Annotated in this window: 19 protein-coding genes and 1 tRNA gene; 13 read left to right on the forward strand and 7 right to left on the reverse strand. The window is 65.7% G+C overall.

Translation table 11 applies throughout. The annotated features are described in order from the left end of the window. Nucleotides 1–141: 141 nt before the first annotated feature. From ACQR03_RS10390 to mobA, 5 genes are all read right to left on the reverse strand, one after another. Nucleotides 142–217: transfer RNA gene (locus ACQR03_RS10390), tRNA-Ile, on the reverse strand. A gap of 175 nt (nucleotides 218–392) precedes the next feature. Then, nucleotides 393–1,364: a Bug family tripartite tricarboxylate transporter substrate binding protein gene (locus ACQR03_RS10395; RefSeq protein WP_315750189.1), complete on the reverse strand. Its 972-nt coding sequence runs from the start codon at nucleotides 1,362–1,364 to the stop codon at nucleotides 393–395. Nucleotides 1,365–1,447: 83 nt separating this feature from the next. Continuing rightward, entirely contained in the window at nucleotides 1,448–2,659 is a 1,212-nt protein-coding gene (locus ACQR03_RS10400) for an ABC transporter substrate-binding protein (RefSeq protein WP_434841322.1), read from the reverse strand. A 184-nt stretch (nucleotides 2,660–2,843) separates the two neighbouring features. Further along, nucleotides 2,844–3,434, reverse strand: coding sequence for a cation transporter (locus ACQR03_RS10405; protein ID WP_315717976.1), 591 nt, complete (start codon nucleotides 3,432–3,434; stop codon nucleotides 2,844–2,846). 9 nt (nucleotides 3,435–3,443) lie between these two features. After that, entirely contained in the window at nucleotides 3,444–4,073 is a 630-nt protein-coding gene (mobA, locus tag ACQR03_RS10410) for a molybdenum cofactor guanylyltransferase MobA (protein ID WP_316201199.1), read from the reverse strand. Nucleotides 4,074–4,312: 239 nt separating this feature from the next. On the opposite strand from mobA, the gene mobB reads away from it, so the two are divergent. The 4 genes from mobB (at nucleotide 4,313) to ACQR03_RS10430 (ending at nucleotide 7,833) form a co-directional block, all read left to right on the forward strand. Beyond that, nucleotides 4,313–4,846: a molybdopterin-guanine dinucleotide biosynthesis protein B gene (mobB, locus tag ACQR03_RS10415; RefSeq protein WP_315717978.1), complete on the forward strand. Its 534-nt coding sequence runs from the start codon at nucleotides 4,313–4,315 to the stop codon at nucleotides 4,844–4,846. 102 nt (nucleotides 4,847–4,948) lie between these two features. Continuing rightward, nucleotides 4,949–5,209, forward strand: coding sequence for a sulfurtransferase TusA family protein (locus ACQR03_RS10420; RefSeq protein ID WP_316201197.1), 261 nt, complete (start codon nucleotides 4,949–4,951; stop codon nucleotides 5,207–5,209). A 687-nt stretch (nucleotides 5,210–5,896) separates the two neighbouring features. Next, nucleotides 5,897–7,552 carry an OFA family MFS transporter gene (locus tag ACQR03_RS10425; protein WP_434925365.1) on the forward strand — a complete coding sequence of 552 codons (1,656 nt, stop codon included), beginning with the start codon at nucleotides 5,897–5,899 and terminating at the stop codon, nucleotides 7,550–7,552. Between the two features lie 65 nt (nucleotides 7,553–7,617). After that, nucleotides 7,618–7,833, forward strand: coding sequence for a hypothetical protein (locus ACQR03_RS10430; protein WP_434841321.1), 216 nt, complete (start codon nucleotides 7,618–7,620; stop codon nucleotides 7,831–7,833). A gap of 87 nt (nucleotides 7,834–7,920) precedes the next feature. Here the strand turns inward: ACQR03_RS10430 and ACQR03_RS10435 are convergent, their stop codons facing one another. Beyond that, complete coding sequence (locus tag ACQR03_RS10435; protein WP_315717983.1) at nucleotides 7,921–8,373, reverse strand: hypothetical protein; 453 nt, start codon at nucleotides 8,371–8,373, stop codon at nucleotides 7,921–7,923. Nucleotides 8,374–8,814: 441 nt separating this feature from the next. Here ACQR03_RS10435 and ACQR03_RS10440 point away from each other — a divergent pair, with 441 nt between their 5' ends. The 8 genes from ACQR03_RS10440 to ACQR03_RS10475 all read left to right on the forward strand — a co-directional run bounded on the left by ACQR03_RS10440 (nucleotide 8,815) and on the right by ACQR03_RS10475 (nucleotide 18,221). After that, entirely contained in the window at nucleotides 8,815–8,904 is a 90-nt protein-coding gene (locus ACQR03_RS10440) for a K(+)-transporting ATPase subunit F (RefSeq protein ID WP_042340291.1), read from the forward strand. A gap of 34 nt (nucleotides 8,905–8,938) precedes the next feature. After that, the gene (kdpA, locus tag ACQR03_RS10445; protein ID WP_434841320.1) at nucleotides 8,939–10,642 is read left to right on the forward strand and encodes a potassium-transporting ATPase subunit KdpA; all 1,704 of its coding nucleotides are present in this window, start codon (nucleotides 8,939–8,941) and stop codon (nucleotides 10,640–10,642) included. A 16-nt stretch (nucleotides 10,643–10,658) separates the two neighbouring features. Further along, the gene (gene kdpB / locus ACQR03_RS10450) at nucleotides 10,659–12,776 is read left to right on the forward strand and encodes a potassium-transporting ATPase subunit KdpB (protein WP_434841319.1); all 2,118 of its coding nucleotides are present in this window, start codon (nucleotides 10,659–10,661) and stop codon (nucleotides 12,774–12,776) included. A gap of 119 nt (nucleotides 12,777–12,895) precedes the next feature. Next, the gene (locus ACQR03_RS10455; protein WP_315717986.1) at nucleotides 12,896–13,501 is read left to right on the forward strand and encodes a K(+)-transporting ATPase subunit C; all 606 of its coding nucleotides are present in this window, start codon (nucleotides 12,896–12,898) and stop codon (nucleotides 13,499–13,501) included. Nucleotides 13,502–13,553: 52 nt separating this feature from the next. Beyond that, on the forward strand, nucleotides 13,554–16,271 hold the full coding sequence (locus tag ACQR03_RS10460) for a DUF4118 domain-containing protein (RefSeq protein ID WP_434841318.1): 2,718 nt from the start codon (nucleotides 13,554–13,556) through the stop codon (nucleotides 16,269–16,271). After that, nucleotides 16,268–16,957: a response regulator transcription factor gene (locus ACQR03_RS10465; protein WP_315750195.1), complete on the forward strand. Its 690-nt coding sequence runs from the start codon at nucleotides 16,268–16,270 to the stop codon at nucleotides 16,955–16,957. Before ACQR03_RS10460 ends, ACQR03_RS10465 begins: the two co-directional genes overlap by 4 nt. Nucleotides 16,958–17,579: 622 nt before the next feature. After that, complete coding sequence (locus ACQR03_RS10470; RefSeq protein ID WP_315717991.1) at nucleotides 17,580–17,759, forward strand: hypothetical protein; 180 nt, start codon at nucleotides 17,580–17,582, stop codon at nucleotides 17,757–17,759. Between the two features lie 183 nt (nucleotides 17,760–17,942). Next, nucleotides 17,943–18,221: a DUF6496 domain-containing protein gene (locus ACQR03_RS10475; protein ID WP_315750196.1), complete on the forward strand. Its 279-nt coding sequence runs from the start codon at nucleotides 17,943–17,945 to the stop codon at nucleotides 18,219–18,221. 237 nt (nucleotides 18,222–18,458) lie between these two features. On the opposite strand, the gene ACQR03_RS10480 is transcribed toward ACQR03_RS10475, so the two are convergent. Next, nucleotides 18,459–19,340, reverse strand: coding sequence for a Ku protein (locus ACQR03_RS10480; protein WP_434841317.1), 882 nt, complete (start codon nucleotides 19,338–19,340; stop codon nucleotides 18,459–18,461). Nucleotides 19,341–19,980: 640 nt separating this feature from the next. Here ACQR03_RS10480 and ligD point away from each other — a divergent pair. Then, nucleotides 19,981–22,671 (forward strand): DNA ligase D, encoded by a 2,691-nt coding sequence (gene ligD, locus ACQR03_RS10485; protein ID WP_434841316.1) that lies wholly within the window; start codon nucleotides 19,981–19,983, stop codon nucleotides 22,669–22,671. Nucleotides 22,672–22,675 lie beyond the last annotated feature (4 nt).

The following is a 22,675-nucleotide window of genomic DNA, read 5'->3' on the forward strand; positions in this document are numbered from 1 at the left end:
AGCCGTACCGCCGCTGGCGTGAGCCAGTGGATGCTGAGCCTTGCGGCTTCCACACGAACGAAAAGTGGACGTATCTGGTGCGGTTTCTGGTGCGGCGAGGCAGTCGTGACAAAATCCAAGCCAGCAAGTCGTTGAAATCGCTGGTGGGCCCGGCAGGACTCGAACCTGCAACCAGACCGTTATGAGCGGTCGGCTCTAACCATTGAGCTACAGGCCCCGCGACGCTGAGGTCTTGCCGGCGGCGGGCAGGAGCGGGCCTGTCCGGCGCGGCGTCGGAACCCCAACGACGGCTCGGGCTCCGTTTACAGCCTGGCCAGCCATCCGGCAATGCCGCTGCCCGATTGTTTTGGCGCGCTTCCGTCGACGCCGGACCGTCCAGGCGCGCCGCGACGCTAGTCCACCGAAACCCCGGCGAATTCCACCACCTTGCGCCACTTCTCGGTCTCGTCGACGACCAGCTTGCCGAACTCCGCCGGTGTCATCGCGCGCGGGATGCCGCCGGTCTCGGTGAGACGCGCCACCAGCTTGGGGTCCTTCAGCGCCTCGCCGACCGCCTTGTTGAGGATCTCGACGATGTCGGGCGGCGTGCCCTTGGGCGCCGAGATGCCGTAGAAGCCGACCGATTCGTAGCCCGGCACGGTCTCGGCGATCGCGGGCACGTCCGGCACCGTCGGCCAGCGCTGCGGCGAGGTGACGCCGAGTGCGCGGACGCTGCCGCCGCGCGACTGTTCCAGCGCCGTCGGGAGGTTGTCGAAAATCAACTGCACCTTGTTGGAGATGATATCGGGAAAGGCCAGCGCCGAGCCGCGATAGGGCACGTGCAGCATGTCGCATTTGGTCATCGCCTTGAACAGCTCGGCCGCCATGTGCACCGAGGTGCCGTTGCCGGAGGAGGCGAAGGCGATCTTGCCCGGGTTGGCCTTGCAGTAGTCGATGAACTCCTTGACGGTCTTGGCCGGCACGTCGTTGCTCACCACAAGCATGTTGGTGAGCTGCATGATGCTGGCGACCGGCACGGTGTCACGGATGAAGTCATAGGGCAGCTTCTTGTAGAGCGAGGTGCTGATCGCGTTGTTGGGCGCGACGAACAGCAGCGTATAGCCGTCGGGCGGCGAGTTGATCGCGGCGGCGGCCGCGATGTTGCCGCCCGAGCCGGTGCGGTTCTCGACCACGACCTGCTGGCCCAGGTGGTCGGACAGCCACTGCGCCATGATGCGGGCGACGATGTCGACGGGCCCGCCGGGGGCAAAGCCGATCAGCCAGCGGATGGGACGGTCCGGATAGGCGGCGAGCGCCGGTCCCGGTTTGGCGGCGAGTCCCGCCGCGACGATCAACCCGAACAGCAGCGCGCGCGCCAGCTTCATGCTCGTCTTCCCCCATTGATTGTTGTCGTTCAGCTCGCATGCGGCGGCCCGGTCGCCCCGGCCGCCGATCGTTCAGTGCGCCGTCACTTCTTGATCAGCGGGCACGCCGGATCCGGCGGGCCGAACGCGTCATCGCCTTTGATGGTCGCGAGGATCTTGTAGTAGTCCCAGGGATATTTGCTCTCCTCCGGCGATTTGACCTGCGCCAGCACGAGATCATGCACCATCAGATTGTCGGCTCGCAGCTTGCCGTTGCGGGCGAAGAAGTCCTCGACCGGCGTGTCCCGCATCTTCGCGGCGACCGCGAGGGGATCGTCGCTGCCCGCCGCCTTGATGGCGTTGAGATAGTGCATGACGGCGGAGTAGACGCCGGCCTGCCACATCGTCGGCATCCGGTTCATCTTGGCGAAATAGCGCTTCGACCATTCGCGCGTCTTGGCGTCCATGTCCCAGTAGAACGAGGTGGTGAGCAGGAGCCCCTGCGCCGCCGGCAGGCCGAGCGAATGGATGTCGGTGACCAGCGCGAGCAGCGCCGCCATCTGCTGGCCTCCCTTGAGCAGGCCGAACTCGGATGCGGTCTTGATCTCGTTCATGTTGTTGGGCGGGCCGGCGGCGATGCCGATGATCTTGGCCTTGGAGGCCTGCGCCTGCAGGATGAAGGACGACAGATCGGGCGTCGCGAATGGCGGCCGCACCGCGCCCACGACCTTGCCGCCATTGGCGGTGACGACGCTGGAGGCGTCGCGCTCCAGCGAATGGCCGAAGGCGTAGTCGTCGGTGATGAAGAACCAGCTGTCGCCGCCGCGCTTGACGACCTCCTTCGCCGTGCCGGTGGCGAGTGCGCGGGTGTCGAACACCCATTGCATCGCGTAGGGCGAGCAGAACTTGCCGTGAAAATCGGCGGCACCGGTCGACTGGGTGATGAACAGCTTCTTCTTCTCGGTGGCGATGGTCTGCACGGCGAGACCCACCGCGGAGACCGGCACGTCGACGATGAGATCGACCTGCTCGGTGTCGTACCAGCGGCGCGCGATCGCGGCACCGATGTCGGGCTTGAGCTGATGATCGCCGACGATGACGCTGATCGGCTTGTCCAGCACCTTGCCGCCGAAATCATCGACCGCCATCTGCGCCGCGGTGACGGAGCCTTGTCCGGTCGGCGTCGAGGCCGGGCCGTTCATGTCGCTGAGCACGCCGATCTTGACGACGTTGTCGGAGATCTCGGCCTGCGCGGCGGTCGTGACCAGCAGCGCGGCTGCGGCCCACGCCGCCCGCTTCAAACAGCTGAGTTGCAATCAGTCCTCCACCGGTAGCGGCGTGACGCCGTTGTTTGTTCCGGCTCTGCCGGCCGGTCCGCCTATCTGCAATCAATCCAGGGCGGCCGTCAATCATGCCGGACGGCGGAGCGGTGGAGCGATCCCGTGCGCTGCAATGCCGCAAGCAGTGAGGTCGTCGCGCGCGCGCAGGATTCTCGGCCGTTCAGGCCTTGGCGGTCTTTTGCTCTTCGTGCGCAGCCTCCCACACCTCGCGTGCGGCGTCCGCATTCATGAGCGCGATACCGACGCCCACGATCAGGTCGGGCCAGATCGAGGGCCACACAAAGGCGGTCACGAGACCGACCGCGATGATCGCGATGTTGGCGAAGGCGTCGTTGCGTGCGGACAGGAAGGCGGCGCGGGTGAGGCTGCCCTGGTGGTCCCTGACCCGCGCCAGGATCAACGCGCAGCCGAGATTGACGATCAGCGCGCCGAGGCCGGTCACGGTGAGCGGCAGCGGTGCGGGTACGATCGGCGTGAAGAACTTCTCGCCGGCGGTCCACAGTCCGGCGACCGCCGGCGCCAGCAGGATCAGCGCCAGCACCTTGCCGAGCAGCGCCCGCCGCGGCGCGCTCCAGCGCAGCGCCAGCGCAATCAGGATGTTGACCGAGGCATCCTCCAGAAAGTCGACGCTGTCGGCGAACAGCGACACCGAGCCGATCGCCAGCGCCACGGCGAACTCGATGCCGAAATATCCGAGATTCAGCGCGGCAACGGCAAGCACGGCGCGGCGAACGATGGTTGTCGCGTCCATCAGGCGTCCTCAATCCTCGAGAGCTGCGAGCCGCTCCGCCTCGGCGAGGTCGACTGCGGTATTGGCATTGAAGAACGGATCCAGCGGCACCGTCGGCCAGCTCACGGTCGCGACCTTGTAGCGCGCCGTGAAGCGGGTGACCTTCCGGATGTCCTCCGCGACCAGGGCGTGCCGGAGATCCTCGCGCAGCCCGACCGGCCACAGTCCGATCACCGGGTGGATCTGTCCGCCGGACGCCGCCAACGCCAGCTTGGCCTGCTCGGCCGCCCGTGCTGTCGCCAGCCGCGCGACGAGATCACGCGGTAGGAATGGGCAGTCGCCGGCGGCGCTCAGCATCCACCGGGCCTCCGGCATGTGCGCCGCGACCCAGTCGAGGCCGGCGAGAATGCCGGCGAGCGGGCCGGGGAAGCCTGCGACGCCATCCGGAACGACGGACAGGCCGTTGCCTGCGAACCGCGCGGGGTCGCCATTGGCGTTGAGGATCAGCCGGCTGCACTGCGGCGCCAGCCGCGCGATCGCGCGCTCGAGGATGGTGCGGCCGTCGACCATGCGCAACGGCTTGTCGCCGCCGCCCATCCGCTGCGCGCGACCGCCGGCGAGCAGCACGCCGGGGATCGAAGTCGAGGTCATGGCTGTCATCGCGGGTTCGTTACCACGACTGCTGCCAGGGCGTCAGCGTTGCGCCGCGCGCGATCCACCATTTGCGCCTGCCCGGCGGCCATGCCGGCATGGCCCTCCCCACGGCCCTTGCCTGGTCCATGGGGCTGCTGGCATGACATCGCCAAGAGTGGACGTGGCGTTCCACGGGGCCTTCGGGCCATCGATCGATCCCGCGCTCCTGGCTGTACGAAAACGCCGGGGCCTTTCTGGAGACCGCGATGAAAGTCATCGGCCTCGCCGGCTGGAGCGGCGCCGGCAAGACCACGCTGCTGACGCGGCTGATTCCTCATCTCAGGGGGCAGGGACTGCGCGTCTCGGTGATCAAGCACGCCCATCACAAGTTCGACGTCGACGTCCCGGGTAAGGATTCGTGGCGGCATCGCGAGGCCGGGGCCGAGGAGGTCCTCGTCGCGTCGGGCACGCGCTGGGCGCTGATGCACGAGCTGCGCGGCGCAAGGGAGCCCGCACTCGCGGAGCTTCTGGCGAAGTTGTCTCCCGTCGATCTGGTCGTCATCGAAGGGTACAAGGCCGGGCCGCATCGGCGCATCGAGGTGCATCGCACGGCCAATGGCAAGCCGCTGCTGTTTCCCGACGATCCAGGCATTGTCGGGCTCGCCAGCGACGGCGATGTCGAGACGGCGTTGCCGCGCGTTCATCTCGACGACATCCCGGCGATCGCGGCGCTCGTCCAACATCTGGCGACGCCGCGGGCGGACGTTCTCGCGCTGTGCGACAAACCTGGTGTTCCGTGATGGAACTCGCTCGAGCTCGCACTCATCGCTTCTGGCATCCAACCCTGCTCCGAGTTCCATAGGATGGTGCCGCCCCGGTTGACGTGCCGGAACCGCTTCTCCATGGTCGCGCGCATGATGACGAGGCTGGATCTGACGGGCCTGAAGTGCCCATTGCCGGTGCTGAAGACCCGGAAGGCGCTGCAGACGCTCAAGGCGGGAGAGCGGCTCGAAGTGTGCTGTACCGACCCGCTTGCCGTGATCGACATCCCGAATCTGGTCCGGGAGACCGGAGATCGGGTCGAGAGCGTCGATCGCACTGAGCGCGGCATCCTATTTCGGATCGAGAAGGCCGCGGAAGCGGCCGGATCCGTGCGGCGGTGAACATCCTCTGCTGCGGGTTGCTCGAACTACGTAGTTCGCGCGCGGTCTTGGTCGGACTGTCAAGAGATCGCGCTGCTTCCTATCGTCGCAGCGGCGCCAACCCGAGCTCACAACAATGCCGCGTTCTCAGTCCAGGCTTGCGACGCTGTTGCAAGGCAAGGACAAGTTGTTCTTCTTCACGTTTCCGCGAGCGCGCGCATGCTGATGGTCGGCACATCTCATTAGTTGATTTCATCAGGGATGGTCGTGACGCGTCGAGAAAGTAATCGAGAGCAACATGACTACAGCCGTGAGTGGCGGTCGCGTTGGTTGCACGTGAATTTGTGTGTGTGTTAGCAACACATTCGCGCTGCAGTGCGATCAATCCACCAAGATTGACCGATTATTACCATTTTACTATCGACAATTTGCCTCGGTTCTGCACCAATTGGGGCGCTTCCGCGGAGGTTGCGGGGGGCGAGTCATGCCCGCTGGGGAGCGGGCCAGGCAGACCAGCGGCACAAGAATGGTGAGGGCATAACGTCTCGGGTGGGGTGTTATGCGCATCGAGGCAGTGATGAGCGTTTGTGCGTTGCAAGACTGCTCTGGTACGCGATAGCGGGCGGGGTGAGTGGGCGTATTGATTCTGATCAAGGGGACAGAACATGACGTTGTTGCGTTGGACGAGAGTCCGTAGGGGAGGGATGCATGGCTACCATTGAAAGCGCGGGCACGCTCCCGGGCGCGCAGGCGGGGATCTTCGATCGTGAGCACACGGTCGCCAAGGCGGGGTTCAACCGCTGGCTGGTTCCTCCGGCTGCGCTGTGCATCCATCTCTGCATCGGCATGGCCTATGGCTTCTCGGTGTTCTGGCTGCCGTTGTCGCGCGCGATCGGCGTGACCAAGACCCAGGCCTGCCCGGACATGACCCTGGTGCAGGAGCTGTTCACGACGACCTGCGACTGGAAGGTCGCGAGCCTCGGCTGGATGTACACCCTGTTCTCCGTGCTGCTGGGCGGCTCCGCTGCCGTCTGGGGCGGCTGGCTCGAGCGGGCCGGACCGCGCAAGGCGGGTGCCGTCGCGGCCTGCTGCTGGGGCGGTGGCCTCCTGATCGCGGCGCTCGGCATCTATGTTCACCAGCTCTGGATGATGTGGCTCGGTGCCGGCGTCATCGGCGGCATCGGCCTCGGCCTCGGCTACATCTCGCCGGTGTCGACCCTGGTGAAATGGTTCCCGGACCGGCGCGGCATGGCGACCGGCATGGCCATCATGGGCTTCGGCGGCGGCGCGATGATCGGTGCTCCGCTCGCCAACCTGCTGATGAACTACTTCAAGACCCCGACCTCGGTGGGTGTCTGGGAGACTTTCGTCACGATGGGCGTGATCTACTTCGTCTTCATGATGATCGGTGCCTTTGCCTATCGCGTCGCTCCGGTGGGCTGGCAGCCCGAAGGCTGGACGCCGCCTGCGGTCAAGAAGGCAATGATCTCGGAGCACCATGTGCACCTCGACAACGCGCACAAGACTCCGCAGTTCTGGCTGGTCTGGTGGGTGCTCTGCTTGAACGTGTCGGCCGGTATCGGCGTGATCGGCATGGCCTCGCCGATGCTGCAGGAGATCTTCGCCGGCAAGCTGATCGGTTTGCCCGACGTCAGCTTCAATCAGCTCGACGCCGGCCAGAAGGCCGCGATCGCGGGCATCGCGGCAGGCTTCGCCGGCCTGTTGTCGTTGTTCAACATCGGCGGCCGCTTCTTCTGGGCGTCGCTGTCGGACCACATCGGCCGCAAGAACACCTATTACTGCTTCTTCCTGATCGGCATCGTGCTCTATGCGCTGGCGCCGACCTTCGCAGCGATGGGTTCGAAGCTGTTGTTCGTGGCGGCCTTCGCCATCATCCTCTCGATGTATGGCGGCGGCTTCGCGACGGTGCCTGCCTATCTGGCCGACCTGTTCGGCACCCAGTTCGTGGGCGCCATCCACGGCCGTCTGCTGACGGCCTGGGCGACGGCCGGCATCATCGGTCCGGTGGTCGTCAACTACATCCGCGAGTTCCAGCTTGCCGCCGGCGTGCCGCGCGACCAGCTGTACAACACGACGATGTATATTCTCTGCGCCATGCTGCTCGCCGGCCTGATCTGCAACTTCCTGATCAAGCCTGTCGATGACAAGTGGAACATGAGCGCGGACGAAGTCGCGAAGTACCAGGCAGAGCTCGCCAAGAACGAGTCGGCGATCCAGCACGGGTCGTTCGGCATCGGCAAGGGCGGTCTCGACGTCAAGGCCGCCCTGTTCTGGGCCTTTGTCGGCGTGCCGCTGGCATGGGGTGTCTGGAAGACGTTGGAAAGCGCGGTCAAGATCTTCTGACCGATCGGCGATGAGACAAGCGGGGCGGCCGGATCGGCCGCCCCTTTTTTTTGCGGCGCGGGGGCTTGGTTTCCGGACGACTGAATCAGCGCCATCGCCGCGCAAAAGAGCGCGGTGTAGCCGATCATTTCGTCCCAATGGTTCAGGCCCGCGGCGAACACGCCCTCGCGGCGCAGCACCGCAAGCATGGCACACAGGATCATGGTCATCCAGAGCAGGGCGGCGAGGCTGCGACCGAAGCCGATGCGGCCGAACGTGGCGAACAGGATGAGGATTGCTAGTCGCAGCACAAATCGCAGCAGGACCCTGGCCGCCGGACGCTCAGCGGGCTTGTCGGTGGAGATCAGCGTCGCGCAGGTAACACCGGCTCAGAAGTTGTCGCAGCAGAGCAGGTCGGCAAGCCCCGGTTCGGCCTGGACGCCGCGCCTTGCGTCAGTCTGCGAGACGCCGGGCTCGAGACGGCGGGCCTCGGCGGCTGCGTGGAGAATGGCGAGGGCGAGATCGGCGTGGCGGGCTTCGACGCAATGATCGAGCCAGTCCGGCAATTCGCGTTGTTGCGACAATGCGCAGTGCCATTCGCCGTCATCATAGGCGATGCGCCGGAGCTGCCATCGTGGCAATTGCAGCGCGACGAGCTCCAGTGCGGCATCGATCCGCGCGTCGGTCTCCAGCAATCGTGCGATCCGCAGCCGGCGTCGCCCTCGCGCCGACAACGGTGAGACGCCCTCGTCTTCGCCAAGCAGGGCCGTCAGCATCGCCGTCGTGGTCTGCGCGAGTTGTACCCGCTCGGGCACATCCGGTCGTGTCGTCAAGGCAGCCATGCCGGCCTCCCGTCGTCAGTGAGCGATGGCCCGATGGGCCTTGATCGGCAATGTGGTCGACGGCGGCGTAGGAATGCGAGAGGGGCGAAGGCGGGAAGAAATAGCCGGCGCATAAAGACGCCTCGGCGGCATGGCCGGTTCATATGCGGCTGCGGCCGCGCGGTTCTGCCGGGGGGCGGGAGAACGCCGCGGTCTTTATGAGATTCCTATAACTCTGTCGGCAGTGCTGTCTCGAAAACCTATGAGGTCGGATGCCATCTGTCCGCCATGGAGCGGACCGTGGCCGCACCGGCGCTCCCGGCCGCTCCAAGCGTTGCGCGTCGTTCGCGCGCATGAGGAGCACACCCATGTTGGACATCCTGATGCTGGCGCTGGCCGCCGGCTTGTTCGCCCTGGCGATCGGCTACACCTACGCCTGCGAGCGGCTCTAGGAGACGAGCCATGATCTTCGACTATTCGCTCGCCGGCGCGGTATCGCTCGGCCTTCTGATCTACCTCACCTACGCGCTGTTGCGGCCCGAGCGGTTCTGACCGCCACCGTCGCACCTTCAAGGACAACATCCCCATGACTGTGATCGGCTGGATCCAGATCCTGCTCTACTGCGCCGTCATCGTCGCGCTTGCCAAGCCGCTCGGCTGGTACATGACGCGCGTCTTCAATGGCGAGCGCACCTTCCTGTCGCCGGTGCTGCGGCCGGTCGAGTCCGCAATCTACTGGATCGGCGGCGTCGACGAGCGCCGCGAGCAGCATTGGCTGACCTACACGGTCGCGATGCTGCTGTTCCATGTCGGCGGCTTCCTGATCATCTACGGCGTGATGCGCTTGCAGGCCGTGCTGCCGTTCAATCCCGCTGGACAGTCAGCGGTCGCCGAGGATCTCTCCTTCAACACCGCGATCAGCTTCCTGACCAACACCAATTGGCAGAACTACGGCGGCGAGAGCACACTCTCCTATCTCGTGCAGATGCTCGGGCTCACGCACCAGAACTTCCTGTCGGCCGCGACCGGCATCGTGCTCGCGATCGCGCTGATCCGCGGCTTCTCACGCGCCTCGGCGCGGACCGTCGGCAATTTCTGGGTCGACGTCGTCCGATGCACGCTCTATGTGCTGCTGCCGCTCTGCATCGTCTACACGCTGTTCCTGGTCTGGCAGGGCATCCCGCAGACGCTCGGGCCCTATGTCGAGGCCACGACGCTGGAAGGGGCGAAGCAGACCATCGCGGTCGGCCCGGTGGCCTCGCAGGTCGCGATCAAGATGCTCGGCACCAATGGCGGCGGCTTCTTCAATGCCAACGCCGCGCATCCGTTCGAGAACCCGAACGCGCTGTCGAACTTCATCCAGATGCTCTCGATCTTCGCGCTCGGTGCCGCGCTGACCAACGTGTTCGGCCGCATGGTCGGCAACCAGCGCCAGGGCTGGGCGCTCCTCGCCGTGATGGGCGTCCTGTTCATCGCCGGCGTCGCCATCACCTACTGGGCCGAGGCCAACAGTACGACCACGTTGAACGCGCTCGGACTGACGGGCGGCAACATGGAAGGCAAGGAGGTCCGCTTCGGCATCGTCGCGTCGTCACTGTTCGCCGTGATCACGACGGCCGCCTCCTGCGGCGCGGTCAATGCCATGCATGACAGCTTCACCGCGCTGGGCGGCATGATCCCGCTGATCAACATGCAGCTCGGCGAGATCATCATAGGCGGCGTCGGCGCCGGGCTCTACGGCATACTGCTGTTCGTCGTGCTCGCGATCTTCGTCGCCGGCCTGATGGTCGGGCGCACGCCGGAATATGTCGGCAAGAAGATCGAGGCGCGCGAGGTCAAGATGGCGATGCTGGCGATCCTGGTGCTGCCGCTGATGTATCTCGGCTGGACCGCGGTCGCGGTGGTGCTGCCCTCGGCCGTCGCGTCGATGGCCAATGCCGGTCCGCACGGCTTCACCGAGGTGCTCTACGCCTACACTTCCGCGACCGCCAACAACGGCTCGGCATTCGCAGGACTCACGGGCAACACCTTCTTCTACAACCTCACGCTCGCGTCCTCGATGTTCGTCGGCCGCTTCTTCATGATCATTCCGGCGATGGCGATCGCGGGCTCGCTCGCCGGGAAGAAGTCGATCCCGCCCTCGGCCGGCACGTTCCCGACCACGGGCGGCCTGTTCGTCGGCCTCGTGGTCGGCGTCATCCTGATCATCGGCGGCCTCACCTTCTTCCCGGCTCTCGCCCTCGGTCCGATCGTCGAGCATCTCGCGATGGCCGCCGGCACCGTGTTCTGATCTCGGAGCAACCTCCATGGACACCATGAAACTGCAGAAGCGCTCGTCGATGTCGACGATGCTCGACCCGAAGATCGTGCTGCCGGCCATCAAGGCCGCGGTTGTCAAGCTCGACCCGCGGCTGATGATCAGAAACCCGGTGATGTTCGTGGTCGAGGTCGTCGCCGCGCTCACCACGGTGATCTTTCTGCGCGACGTCGTGACCGGCGGAGCGAATCTCGGCTTCACCTTCCAGATCATTCTCTGGCTGTGGTTCACCGTGCTATTCGCCAATTTCGCCGAAGCCGTCGCCGAAGGCCGCGGCAAGGCGCAGGCGGATTCGCTGCGCAAGACGCGCACCGAGAGCCAGGCCAAGCTGCTGACGGGCACGAACCCGGCCGATCACACCTACAAGCTCGTGCCCGGCACCAGCCTGAAGGTCGGCGATCTCGTGCTGGTCGAGGCCGGCGACACCATCCCTTCCGACGGCGAGGTGATCGAGGGCGTCGCCTCGGTCAACGAGGCCGCCATCACCGGCGAATCCGCGCCCGTCATCCGCGAATCCGGCGGCGACCGCTCGGCGGTGACCGGCGGCACGCAGGTGCTGTCGGACTGGATCCGCGTCAGGATCACGGCCGCGCAAGGCTCGACCTTCATCGACCGCATGATCAAGCTGGTCGAGGGCGCGGAGCGGCAGAAGACGCCGAACGAGATCGCGCTCAACATCCTGCTCGCCGGCCTCACCATCATCTTCGTGTTCGCGACGGTGACGATCCCGAGCTACGCGGCCTATGCCGGCGGCTCGATCTCGGTGGTGGTGCAGGTGGCGCTGTTCGTGACCTTGATCCCGACCACGATCGGCGCGCTGCTGTCGGCGATCGGCATCGCCGGCATGGACCGCCTGGTGCGCTTCAACGTGCTGGCGATGTCGGGCCGCGCGGTCGAGGCCGCCGGCGACGTCGATACGCTCCTGCTCGACAAGACCGGCACCATCACGCTCGGCAATCGCCAGGCGACTGCATTCCGTCCCGTCAAGGGCGTGAGCGAGCAGGAGCTCGCCGACGCGGCGCAGCTCGCCTCGCTCGCCGACGAGACACCGGAGGGCCGCTCGATCGTGGTGCTGGCCAAGGACAAATACGGCATCCGCGGCCGCGACATGGCCGAGCTCGGCGCCACCTTCGTGCCGTTCACGGCGCAGACCCGCATGAGCGGCGTCGATGCCGGCGGCTCCTCGGTGCGCAAGGGTGCGGTCGACGCCATCCTCAACTCCATCGGCGGCGGCCCGACCCAGCCCGTCTCCGGCAACACGGTGCGCGTGGTCCAGCCGGTCGAGAGCGAGCTTGTCCGCGAGATCCGTGCCATCTCCGACGACATCGCCAAATCCGGCGGCACGCCGCTCGCGGTCGCCAGGGACGGGCGCCTGCTCGGCGTCGTCCAGCTCAAGGACATCGTCAAGGGCGGCATCCGCGAACGCTTCGCCGAGCTGCGTCGGATGGGCATCCGCACCATCATGATCACCGGCGACAACCCGATGACCGCGGCGGCGATCGCCGCCGAAGCCGGCGTCGATGATTTCCTGGCGCAGGCGACGCCTGAGGACAAGCTCAAGCTCATCCGCGACGAGCAGGCCAAGGGCAAGCTGGTGGCGATGTGCGGCGACGGCACCAACGATGCGCCGGCGCTGGCGCAGGCCGATGTCGGCGTCGCCATGAACACCGGCACGCAAGCCGCGCGCGAGGCCGGCAACATGGTCGACCTCGACTCCAACCCGACCAAGCTGATCGAGGTGGTGGAGATCGGCAAGCAGCTCTTGATGACGCGCGGCGCGCTGACGACGTTCTCGATCGCCAACGACGTCGCGAAGTATTTCGCGATCATCCCGGCGATGTTCCTGGCGTTCTACCCGCAACTCAATGTGCTGAACGTCATGAGCCTGGCGAGCCCGCAGAGCGCGATCCTGTCGGCGATCATCTTCAACGCGCTCGTCATCATCGCGCTGATCCCGCTGGCGCTGAAGGGCGTCGCCTACCGCGCCATCGGCGCCGGCGCGCTGCTCGGCCGTAACCTGATGATCTACGGGCTGGGCGGCATCATCATCCCCTTCATCGGCATCAAGGCGATCGACCTGATCGTGACCGCCTTGCATCTGGCCTGAGGCCCCAACCGCCGTCATTGCGAGCGAAGCGAAGCAATCCAGGACTGTCTCGGGCCACGCGACTCTGGATTGCTTCGTCGCTTCGCTCCTCGCAATGACGGGAGACACAGGAGATTCCCATGCTCAAAGAAATCCGTCCCGCCATCTTGGTCCTGCTCGCGCTGACCCTGATCACCGGGCTGCTCTACCCGCTCGCCATGACCGTCGTCGCCGGCACCATCTTTCCGGCGCAGGCCGAGGGCAGCCTGATCACGCGCAACGGCAAGGTGATCGGATCGGCGCTGATCGGTCAGGAGTTCAAGGACGACAAATATTTCCACGGCCGTCCGTCGGCGACCTCGGCCGCCGATCCGAACGACTCCACCAAGACGGTTTCTGCGCCCTACAACGCCGCCAACTCGTCCGGCTCCAATCTCGGCCCGACCAGCAAGGCGCTGGCCGACCGCGTCAAGGAGGACGTCGACAAGCTGAAGGCGGAGAATCCCGCGCAGGCCGTGCCGGTCGATCTGGTGACGACCTCGGCGAGCGGGCTCGATCCGGACATCTCGCCGGAGGCGGCGCTGTTCCAGGTGCCGCGGGTGGCCAAGGCACGCGGCTTGCCGGAGGCGAGCGTCCAGGCCGTGATCGCCCGGCAGACCCAGGGCCGTCTGCTCGGACTGCTCGGCGAACCCCGCGTTAACGTGCTTGCGCTCAACCTGGCACTCGATGCTGCCAAACCGCAATGACGCCCTGAAGGTCTTGGCCTTGGCGCCGAGGTCCCTCCGTCTATAATGCCGCATGGCCAGTCAACGCCGCGATCCTGACCAACGTCCCTCGCCGGAGGCCCTGCTCGAAGCGGCCCGGCGGGAGGACAGTCCTGCCGGCAAGCTCAAGATCTTCGTCGGCGCCGCCCCCGGCGTCGGCAAGACCTATGAGATGCTGTCGAGCGCGCATGCCAAGCTGAGGGCCGGCGTCGACGTCGTGATCGGCTTCGTCGAGACGCATGGCCGCGCCGAGACCGAGGCGCTGGTGCGCGGCCTGGAGATCGTCCCGCGCAAACGTATTTCCTACAAGGACCAGATCGTCGAGGAGATGGATCTGGATGCCGTGATCGCGCGCCGCCCCAAGCTCGCGATCGTCGACGAGCTCGCGCATACCAATGCGGTGGGCAGCCGCCACCCCAAGCGCTATCTCGACGTCGAGGAGCTGCTGTCGCACGGCATCGACGTCTACACGGCGGTCAACGTCCAGCACATCGAGAGCCTCAACGACGTCGTCGCCCAGATCACCCATGTGCGCGTGCGCGAGACCGTCCCGGACTCGGTCCTCGACCGCGCCGACGCCATCGAACTGATCGACCTCACGCCCGACGATCTGATCCAGCGACTGAAGGAGGGCAAGGTTTATGTACCCAAGCAGGCAGAGCGGGCGCTGGAGCATTATTTCTCGCCCGGCAACCTGACCGCGCTGCGCGAGCTCGCGCTGCGCCGGACGGCCGAGCGCGTCGACGAGCAACTGCTCACCCACATGCAAGCCAATGCCATCGCCGGCCCCTGGGCAGCCGGCGAGCGCATCCTCGTCTGCGTGTCGGAGGACCCGCGAGCGACAGGGCTGGTGCGCTACACCAAGCGGCTCGCCGACCGCGTCCACGCGCCGTGGACCGCCGTTACCATCGAGACCCGGCGCAACCTGCAACTCACGGACAAGCAGCGCGACCGGCTCGCCGATACGCTGCGGCTGGCCGAGACTCTCGGCGGCGAGGCGCTGACGATTCCGGGCGTCGGCCGGCGTATCGCGGATGACCTCATCAACTTCGCGCAGGCCAACAACGTCACCCAGATCATCATCGGCAAGTCGAGCCGCTCGCGCCTGTTCGAGATCATCAGGGGCTCCGTGGTCCACGACCTCGTCAGGGGCGCCGGCAACATCAGCATCCACGTCATCGCCGGCGAGGAGGCGCCGGACACCACGAGCAGCTCGGTCCAGACGCGAGCGCGCAGCGAGCCGCTGCAGCCGAAGCCCTATCTGAAGGCGCTGCTGATCACGGCTGTCGGCCTTGGCCTCGCCGAGCTGATCCAGCCCGTCTTCGGCATCGAGAACGTCGATCTGGTGTTCCTCACGGCCGTGGTCGGCGTCGCCGCACGCTACGGCCTGTGGCCGTCACTGCTGGCGAGCCTCGCCGCCTCGCTCTGCTACAACTTCTTCTTCCTGCCGCCGCTGTATACGTTCACGATCACCGATCCGACCAACATCGGCGCGTTCTTCTTCTTCATGTTGATCGCGATCCTGGTGTCCAACGTCGCCGCGCGCGTTCGCGTTCAGGCTGACGCCGCCACCCACCGCGTCCGGACCACCGAGCAGCTCTATGCCTTCAGCCGCAAGCTTGCGGGCACCGCGACCCTCGATGACGTGCTGTGGGCCACGGCCTATCAGGCGGCGTTGATGCTGAAGGTACGGGTCGTGCTGCTGCTGCCGCAGGACGGCAAGCTCACGGTCATGACCGGCTACCCGCCGGAGGATCAGCTCGACGACGCCGACCTCGCCGCCGCGAGCTGGGCCTGGAGCAACGACCGCGCCGCCGGGCGCGGCTCCGACACGCTGCCGGGCGCCAAGCGGCTGTTCCTGCCGATGCGCACGGGGCGCGGCTCGATCGGCGTCATCGGCATTGATGACGATCGCACCGGGCCGCTGCTGACGCCGGACCAGCGCCGGCTGCTCGATGCCCTGGTCGACCAGGGCGCGCTCGCGATCGAGCGCGTGCTGCTGGTCGAAGACATGGACAAGGTCAAGCGCACCATGGAGCAGGACCGGCTGCGCTCGGCACTGCTCACCTCGATCTCGCACGATCTGAAGACGCCACTCGCCTCCGTGCTCGGCGCGGCCTCGACGATGCGCGATCTCGCGGCCCAGCTGTCCGACAAGGAGAAGCTCGACCTGCTTGCCACCGTCATCGACGAATCCGAACGGCTCAACCGCTTCATCGCCAATCTCCTGGACATGACCAAGCTGGAATCGGGCGCGATCGTGCCGAACGCCGCGCGCCACGACGTCGGCGAGATCGTCGGCAGCGCGCTGCGGCGCGCGAGCAAGATCCTCGCCGGTCATCATGTCTCGCTGGAGCTGGCCCCCGATCTGCCGATGGTCGAGGTCGACGCGGTGCTGTTCGAGCAGGTGCTATTCAATCTGCTCGACAACGCCGCCAAATATGCGCCTCCCGAGACCTCGATCGCGATCCGCGCGGCCCGCGACAACAACTGGGTCATGCTCGAGATCCGTGACGAAGGCGACGGCATTCCCGCCGCGGAGGTCGAGCACGTGTTCGACAAGTTCTATCGCGTGCAGAAGGGCGACCAGGTGCGGCCCGGCACCGGTCTGGGGCTCGCGATCTCGCGCGGCTTCATCGAGGCGATGCATGGCCGCATCTTCGCCGGCAACCGCACCGATCGGCCCGGCGCGGTCCTCACCATCCGCCTGCCCGTGCCCGCGCAGGCCAGACCGCTGGATACGGCCGCATGACCGGCGCTCCGATCAAGGTGCTCGTGATCGACGACGAGCCGCCGATCCGCAAGCTGCTGCGGATGGGCCTGACCACGCAGGGCTACGAGATTCTCGAAGCCTCGAACGGCAGGATCGCGCTGGAGCTGTTGGGCCAGGAGCCGGCGCTGATCATTCTCGACCTTGGCCTGCCCGACGTCGACGGGCTCGAGCTGCTGCGAACCATCCGTGGCCGCAACGAGGCCGTGCCGGTCGTGGTGCTGTCCAGCCGCGGCGACGAGGCGGGCAAGGTCCAGGCGCTCGATCTCGGGGCCGACGACTACATCACCAAGCCGTTCGGCATGGACGAGCTGCTGGCGCGGCTGCGCGCGGCGCTGCGGCACCAGTTGCAGGTGCAGGGCGAGCGGCCGGTGTTCCGCACCGGCGATCTCTCCGTCGATCTGGTGCGCCGCATCGTCAAGGTCGGCGAGCGCGAGATCAAGCTGTCGCCGAAGGAGTACGATCTGCTGCGCGTGCTCGTGCAGCACGCCGGCAAGGTGCTGACGCACCGCTTCCTGCTCAAGGAGCTGTGGGACGAATTGACCGACGCGCAATATCTGCGCGTCTATGTGCGTCAGCTGCGGCAGAAGATCGAGGCCGATCCCGAGCGCCCGCAATTCGTATTGACCGAGACCGGCATCGGCTATCGGCTGCGCGCGCCGGACTGAGCTTTGGCCGTATCGGCCGACTGGTCCTGTGTGTCAGGGGCGTTGGCATCGCCATTCGATGGGCGAGCTTGCGTGTCCCGCGGGCGGCATCAGCTCGTTTCGTTATATTTTCGAGCAATTTTGACCAGCCGGTCATCTCGCGCTGCGGCACAGTACGTCCGCAGGCGCCCGTTCTCTGGATCAACGGATGATCGAGACCGCGGTCGTGCCACCTCATCGGCGCAGCTGATCGTGCGTTTGCATGCACGACGGTGTAAACACGGGACGTGCCATGTCTCGGCTTGTCAGAACACGATCTGAATTTGGGGGGGCGAGGCTGCCGACTGCGGCGCAGAGATTGTCATCGGCGATACTGGGAAGAGCATCATGCCCGAAATTCATCTCAATCAAGGTCAGCCCGACGCGTTGCGGTGCCGCTTTGGCATGAAGGCCGGCCTATGTCCCGGTGAGGGGTTCTGCGCGTTCGATCTTTCAGCCTGCAGGGACTGTTCGAGATCGCAGCACAAGATCCAGACCTTGACGGGTTCGGAAGACCCGATGAGATCAAAGATATTGCACACCTGGATTTCGTTTGCCGTTCGTCCATCGACGTCGTTCTTGGCTCCCATCAGTGAGGTCGGTCATGGAAGAATACATTCATCTGCAGAACCTCATCCTGTTCAGGAAACGTCTCGCTGAATTCAACGATGAGTCCAAGCGGACGGTGCTCCTGAAATTGCTGACTGAGGAAGAGGCCAGGGACGCATCATTCGGACCGTCGCCTTGTCCAGTTGCGCCTCATGCAGCGGATCAGAACGTCTGATTGGCTTCTCGGTCTATCCGTCATCGAAACGATGAGCGCGAAGCTGCATTGGAATCTCGATGTATCGACGGGCTTCGATTCCCGCGATCGTGAAAGCATGGGTGGAGGTACGCGGCATCAGCTTGCGCTTTGGAACTTTCGTCTCGCCGACGCGGTTTACGTGTCGCAATCGGGAGGATGTTCATGGCACGACAATACTCGCGCAAGGCATCGGCCAAGGTCGGCCGGGCCATGAAGAAGCGCAAGGCCGGCACGCTGCGCAGCGGCGGTTCCGGTCGCAAGGTCAAGAGCCGCAAGCAGGCCATCGCGATCGGCCTGTCGGAGGCGCGCCGCGAAGGCAAGAAGGTGCCCGCGAAAAAGAGCGCGAGGGCCTCGGCGAAGAAGACGGCCAAGAAGGCGAGCAAGAAGAGCACGAAGAAGACTACCAAGAAAACGACGAAGAAGAAGTCGAAGAAGAGCTGACGAGGCGATCATTCGGGCTACGATCATCGCGCACGCCATGACCCGCAGCCGTCGCAAAATTCTCCGCTGTCGTCCCGGCGAACGCCGGGACCCATAACCCCAGGGAGATGTTATTGCGCGGGATGTGGGACAAGTCTTGTCTTACAACACCCGCCGCGGAGTATGGGTCCCGGCGTTCGCCGGGACGACGGCGGTGGGTGTGGAGGCCGCTTGCGCCACGCAGGCAGCTGCTGGCTTTCACCCCGCCTTCCTCTGCCGCGCCGCCGACCGATGCGCCTTCTTCGCCGGGCGTCGATGCGTGCTCGTCCGCCGCGACGCCGCACGCGCGGTCTTTTTTCCGCTCTTGCCGTTCAGGCTCTGCTTCAGCGCATCCATCAGGCTGACGACGTTGTCGGGCCGCTCCGCCGGCTCCGGCAGCTTGATCGGCTTGCCCGAGGCCTTGCGCTTCACCAGCGCCTTCAGCGCGGTCTCGTACTGGTCCTTGAACTCCGAGGGGTCGAAATGGGCTGCCTTGGTCTGCAAGATGTGGCCGGCCAGCTCGACCATGTCCTTGCTGATCTTCGGCGCCCTGATGTCGTCGAAGAACTCGGCTTCGTCGCGCAGCTCATAGGGAAAGCGCAGCGTGGTGCCGAGCATGCCCTTGCCCATCGGCTCGATGGCGATGACGTGCTCACGGTTGGTCAGCACGATCCGCGCCAGCGCCACGCGCTCCTGGTCCTTCATGGCGTCGCGGATGACCGCGAAGGCGTCGAGCGCCGCCTTGCCGTCGGGGGCGATGTAGTAGGGGTGGTTGAGATAGCGCTGGTCGATCTCGTCGCGCGGCACGAAGCTGTCGATGTCGATCGTATGGTTGCTCTCGATCTGGACCGCCTCGAGCTCCTCCGGCTCGATCTCGACATACTGTCCCTTGGCGAGTTCATAGCCGCGGCCCTTCTGGTCGCCCTCGACGATGTCGCCGGTCTCGGCGTCCACCATCTGCTGCTTGAGCCGGTTGCCGGTCTCGCGGTTGATCAGATGGAAGCGCGTCTTCTCGACCGACGTCGACGCCGGATAGAGCACGACGGGGCAGCTGACGAGCGAGAGTTTGAGCGAGCCTTTCCAGTAGGCGCGGGGGGCCATCGTGGTCTCCTTGGACAATCCGGACGAGGCTGCAACGGGCAAGCATCGGTGTGGGTTCCATGGGCCCGGCGAAGGTCGCTTCGGGAAAAAATAATTCGCTTGACGACTTCGTAAAATCAGCATTATGGTCCGACCCGTTCCGTTGCGTCGGAGGGGACGTATCGCGGTCGTCACGGACGTCGGCAGCGGAATGCGATGGGTGTGCCGGGTTGCAGCGTGATTCAGTCGCGCCGACGAACAATCCGGCATGCACGGTCAAGTCGCGCGGTCCTGATACCCCGATGCTGGTATCCAGCGCAATGCGCGCAGGCGCATTGTCGCGACACGGTGGCCAACAAGCCCGGCGCACCGGGGAGAACGCGAAGCAGCCGTTAAAGCCGTCGCGCAGGGAGGGCCGGGATGTCTCGGCTGCACCTGTGGTACCTGCCGCCTGCATTTCTTTCTGCAGGCGGGCCATGGGGGCGGCGAGCTCCCGGCCTTCCCTGCGCCCTCTCGACTGGCAGAGGGCGGACGCCAGCACAGCCTGGGCCCTCCATGAGCCGCGGGAACGCGGAACTTTGCCCGAAGTTATCCTGCCGATGCGGCCGGTTCCACGAGTTCGCCGGCTTTGCTACGCTACCACTCAACGCGAGGGATCACCGTGGCGCTCGGGAAGCTTTCCACCTATCGCAAGAAGCGCGATTTCGACAAGACGGCGGAGCCGTCCGGCGACGCCAAGGTCGCGCGTACGGCGCGGCCGCGCTTCGTCATCCAGAAGCATGATGCAACGCGCCTGCACTACGACCTGCGGCTCGAATTCGACGGCGTCTTCAAGTCGTGGGCCGTCACCAAGGGGCCGTCGCTCGATCCGCACGACAAGCGGCTGGCGGTCGAGGTCGAGGATCATCCGCTCGACTACGGCGATTTCGAAGGTACGATCCCGGAAGGCGAGTATGGCGGCGGCACCGTCATGCTGTGGGACCGCGGCTATTGGGACAGCGAGGACCCGGAGCGCGGGTTCAAGAAGGGCGATCTCAAATTCACTCTCGAGGGCGAAAAGCTGCATGGCAGCTGGGTGCTGGTGCGGATGCGCCACGATCGCACCGGCGGCAAGCGGACCAATTGGCTGCTGATCAAGCATCGCGACGAGTTTGCCCGGGAAGGCGAGGCCAACGATATCCTGGATGCCGACAAGTCGGTCGCCTCGGGCCGCACGATGGAGCAGATCGCGGCCGGCAAGGGCAAGGCGCCGAAGCCGTTCATGCTCGCCAAGACGCAGCGCATGAACGCGGATGCGGTGTGGCACTCCAACCGCAGTGACAGCGAAACCAAGCCGACTACGAAGGCCTCATCACCGAAAGCGAGGGCCGAGAAGGCAAACGGCACCAAAGCCCGCGTTGCGCCGAAGACGGTATCGTCGCTGCCCGACTTCGTGCTGCCCGAGCTTTGCACGTCGGTCGCGCAACCGCCGAGCGGCGAGGGCTGGGCGCACGAGATCAAGTTCGACGGCTACCGCGTCCAGATCCGGGTCGAGAACGGCGAGGCGACCTTGAAGACCCGCAAGGGCCTGGACTGGACCGCCAAGTTCGGCGCGATTGCGGAGGAGGCTGCGAAGCTGCCGGACGCGATCATCGACGGCGAGATCGTCGCGCTCGACAAGGACGGCAATCCGAACTTCTCCGCCCTGCAGGCGGCGATCTCGGCGGGTGAAACCGACGAGCTGATCTTCTTCGCCTTCGACCTGATGTTCGCCGAGGAGTTCGACCTGCGCCGCCAGCCGTTGCGCGAGCGCAAGGCACGGCTGGCGAAGCTGCTGAAGGCGCATATCAAGGGCAAGACACCGCGGATCCGCTACGTCGAGCATTTCGAGAGCGACGGCGAAGCCGTGCTGGAGTCGGCGCGCAAGCTGAACCTCGAAGGAATCGTCTCGAAGAAGTTGGACTCGGCCTATCATTCGGGACGGACGGAGAGCTGGACCAAAGCCAAGACCAGGCCCGGCCACGAGGTCGTCATCGGCGGCTGGAAGACGACCAACGGCAAATTCCGATCGTTGATGGTCGGCGTCAACAAGGACGATCATCTCGCTTATGTCGGGATCGTCGGCACCGGCTTCGGCCAGGACACGGTGAAGGAGATCATGCCGGCGCTGAAGGCGGCGGCATCCGACAAGAGCCCGTTCAGCGGCAAGAACGCGCCGCGCAAGTCGCGTGACGTGCATTGGCTCAAGCCCGAGCTGGTCGCCGAGATCGAGTTTGCCGGCTTCACCGGCGACGGCAATGTCAGGCAGGCCTCGTTCAAGGGACTGCGCGAGGACAAGCCGGCCCGCGAGGTCGTTGCCGAGGCGCCGGTGGTGACGACGAAGGTTGCCAGGCCGGTGGCGCGGGCCGCCGCGAGCATCGCGACCGTCGGCACCACGCTGCACAAGACGCCGTCACGCACGAAGGGCTCGGCGACCGTGATGGGCGTTGCAATCTCCAAGCCCGACAAGGCGCTGTGGCCGGACGCCGGCGACGGCGAGCCCGTCACCAAGCTTGATCTTGCGACCTATCTGGAAGCCGTCGGCAACTGGATGATCGGGCATCTGAGGGGGCGGCCGTGCTCGATCGTGCGTGCGCCTGATGGCATCGGTGGCGAAAAATTCTTCCAGCGGCACGGCATGCAGGGCATGTCGGACCTGCTGGAGCTGGTCAAGGTCTCGGGCGACCGCAAACCGTATCTGCAGATCGACCGCGTCGAGGGATTGATCGCGGTGGCCCAGGTCGCCGCCGTCGAGCTGCATCCATGGAATTGCGCGCCGGACGCCTATGACGTGCCGGGTCGGCTGGTGTTCGATCTCGATCCGGCGCCGAACGTCGCGTTCGAGGAGGTGATCGCGGCCGCCAAGGAGATGCGCCAGCGCTTGAAGAGCCTCGGACTCGATAGCTTCTGCAAGACCACGGGCGGCAAGGGTCTGCATGTGGTGACGCCGTTGCTGCACGGAGCGCGCGACAAGGTGAGCTGGCCCGAAGCGAAGGCGTTTGCACAGGGCGTGTGCCAATGGATGGCGAACGACCGCCCGGAGCAGTACCTGCTCAACATGTCGAAGAAGCTGCGCAAGGGGAAGATCTTCCTCGACTATCTGCGCAACGACCGGATGTCGACGGCGGTCGCCGTGCTGTCGCCGCGCGCTCGCGAAGGCGCCACCGTGTCGATGCCGCTGACCTGGGCGCAGGTGAAGAACGGGCTCGAACCCGAGCGGTACACGGTCCGAACCGCGCCGGCGCTCTTGCCCAAGACCAAGGCGTGGGAGGGCTATGACGACGCGGCCGGAGCGATCAAGCCGGCGATGAGGAAGCTCGCGAACGAAGTGTAAGGGA

It is taken from the genome of Bradyrhizobium sp. HKCCYLS3070, from assembly GCF_051167575.1.
GTDB lineage: Bacteria > Pseudomonadota > Alphaproteobacteria > Rhizobiales > Xanthobacteraceae > Bradyrhizobium.

Bases quoted from the DNA above. Each gene is read 5' to 3' on its own strand.
- ACQR03_RS10395 (WP_315750189.1), bottom strand. From the start codon at position 1,364: ATGAAGCTGGCGCGCGCGCTGCTGTTCGGGTTGATCGTCGCGGCGGGA.
- ACQR03_RS10405 (WP_315717976.1), bottom strand. From the start codon at position 3,434: ATGGACGCGACAACCATCGTTCGCCGCGCCGTGCTTGCCGTTGCCGCG.
- mobA (WP_316201199.1), bottom strand. From the start codon at position 4,073: ATGACAGCCATGACCTCGACTTCGATCCCCGGCGTGCTGCTCGCCGGC.
- mobB (WP_315717978.1), top strand. From the start codon at position 4,313: ATGAAAGTCATCGGCCTCGCCGGCTGGAGCGGCGCCGGCAAGACCACG.
- ACQR03_RS10420 (WP_316201197.1), top strand. From the start codon at position 4,949: ATGGTCGCGCGCATGATGACGAGGCTGGATCTGACGGGCCTGAAGTGC.
- ACQR03_RS10425 (WP_434925365.1), top strand. From the start codon at position 5,897: ATGGCTACCATTGAAAGCGCGGGCACGCTCCCGGGCGCGCAGGCGGGG.
- ACQR03_RS10435 (WP_315717983.1), bottom strand. From the start codon at position 8,373: ATGGCTGCCTTGACGACACGACCGGATGTGCCCGAGCGGGTACAACTC.
- ACQR03_RS10440 (WP_042340291.1), top strand. From the start codon at position 8,815: ATGATCTTCGACTATTCGCTCGCCGGCGCGGTATCGCTCGGCCTTCTG.
- kdpA (WP_434841320.1), top strand. From the start codon at position 8,939: ATGACTGTGATCGGCTGGATCCAGATCCTGCTCTACTGCGCCGTCATC.
- kdpB (WP_434841319.1), top strand. From the start codon at position 10,659: ATGGACACCATGAAACTGCAGAAGCGCTCGTCGATGTCGACGATGCTC.
- ACQR03_RS10455 (WP_315717986.1), top strand. From the start codon at position 12,896: ATGCTCAAAGAAATCCGTCCCGCCATCTTGGTCCTGCTCGCGCTGACC.
- ACQR03_RS10460 (WP_434841318.1), top strand. From the start codon at position 13,554: ATGGCCAGTCAACGCCGCGATCCTGACCAACGTCCCTCGCCGGAGGCC.
- ACQR03_RS10465 (WP_315750195.1), top strand. From the start codon at position 16,268: ATGACCGGCGCTCCGATCAAGGTGCTCGTGATCGACGACGAGCCGCCG.
- ACQR03_RS10470 (WP_315717991.1), top strand. From the start codon at position 17,580: ATGGAAGAATACATTCATCTGCAGAACCTCATCCTGTTCAGGAAACGT.
- ACQR03_RS10475 (WP_315750196.1), top strand. From the start codon at position 17,943: ATGGCACGACAATACTCGCGCAAGGCATCGGCCAAGGTCGGCCGGGCC.
- ACQR03_RS10480 (WP_434841317.1), bottom strand. From the start codon at position 19,340: ATGGCCCCCCGCGCCTACTGGAAAGGCTCGCTCAAACTCTCGCTCGTC.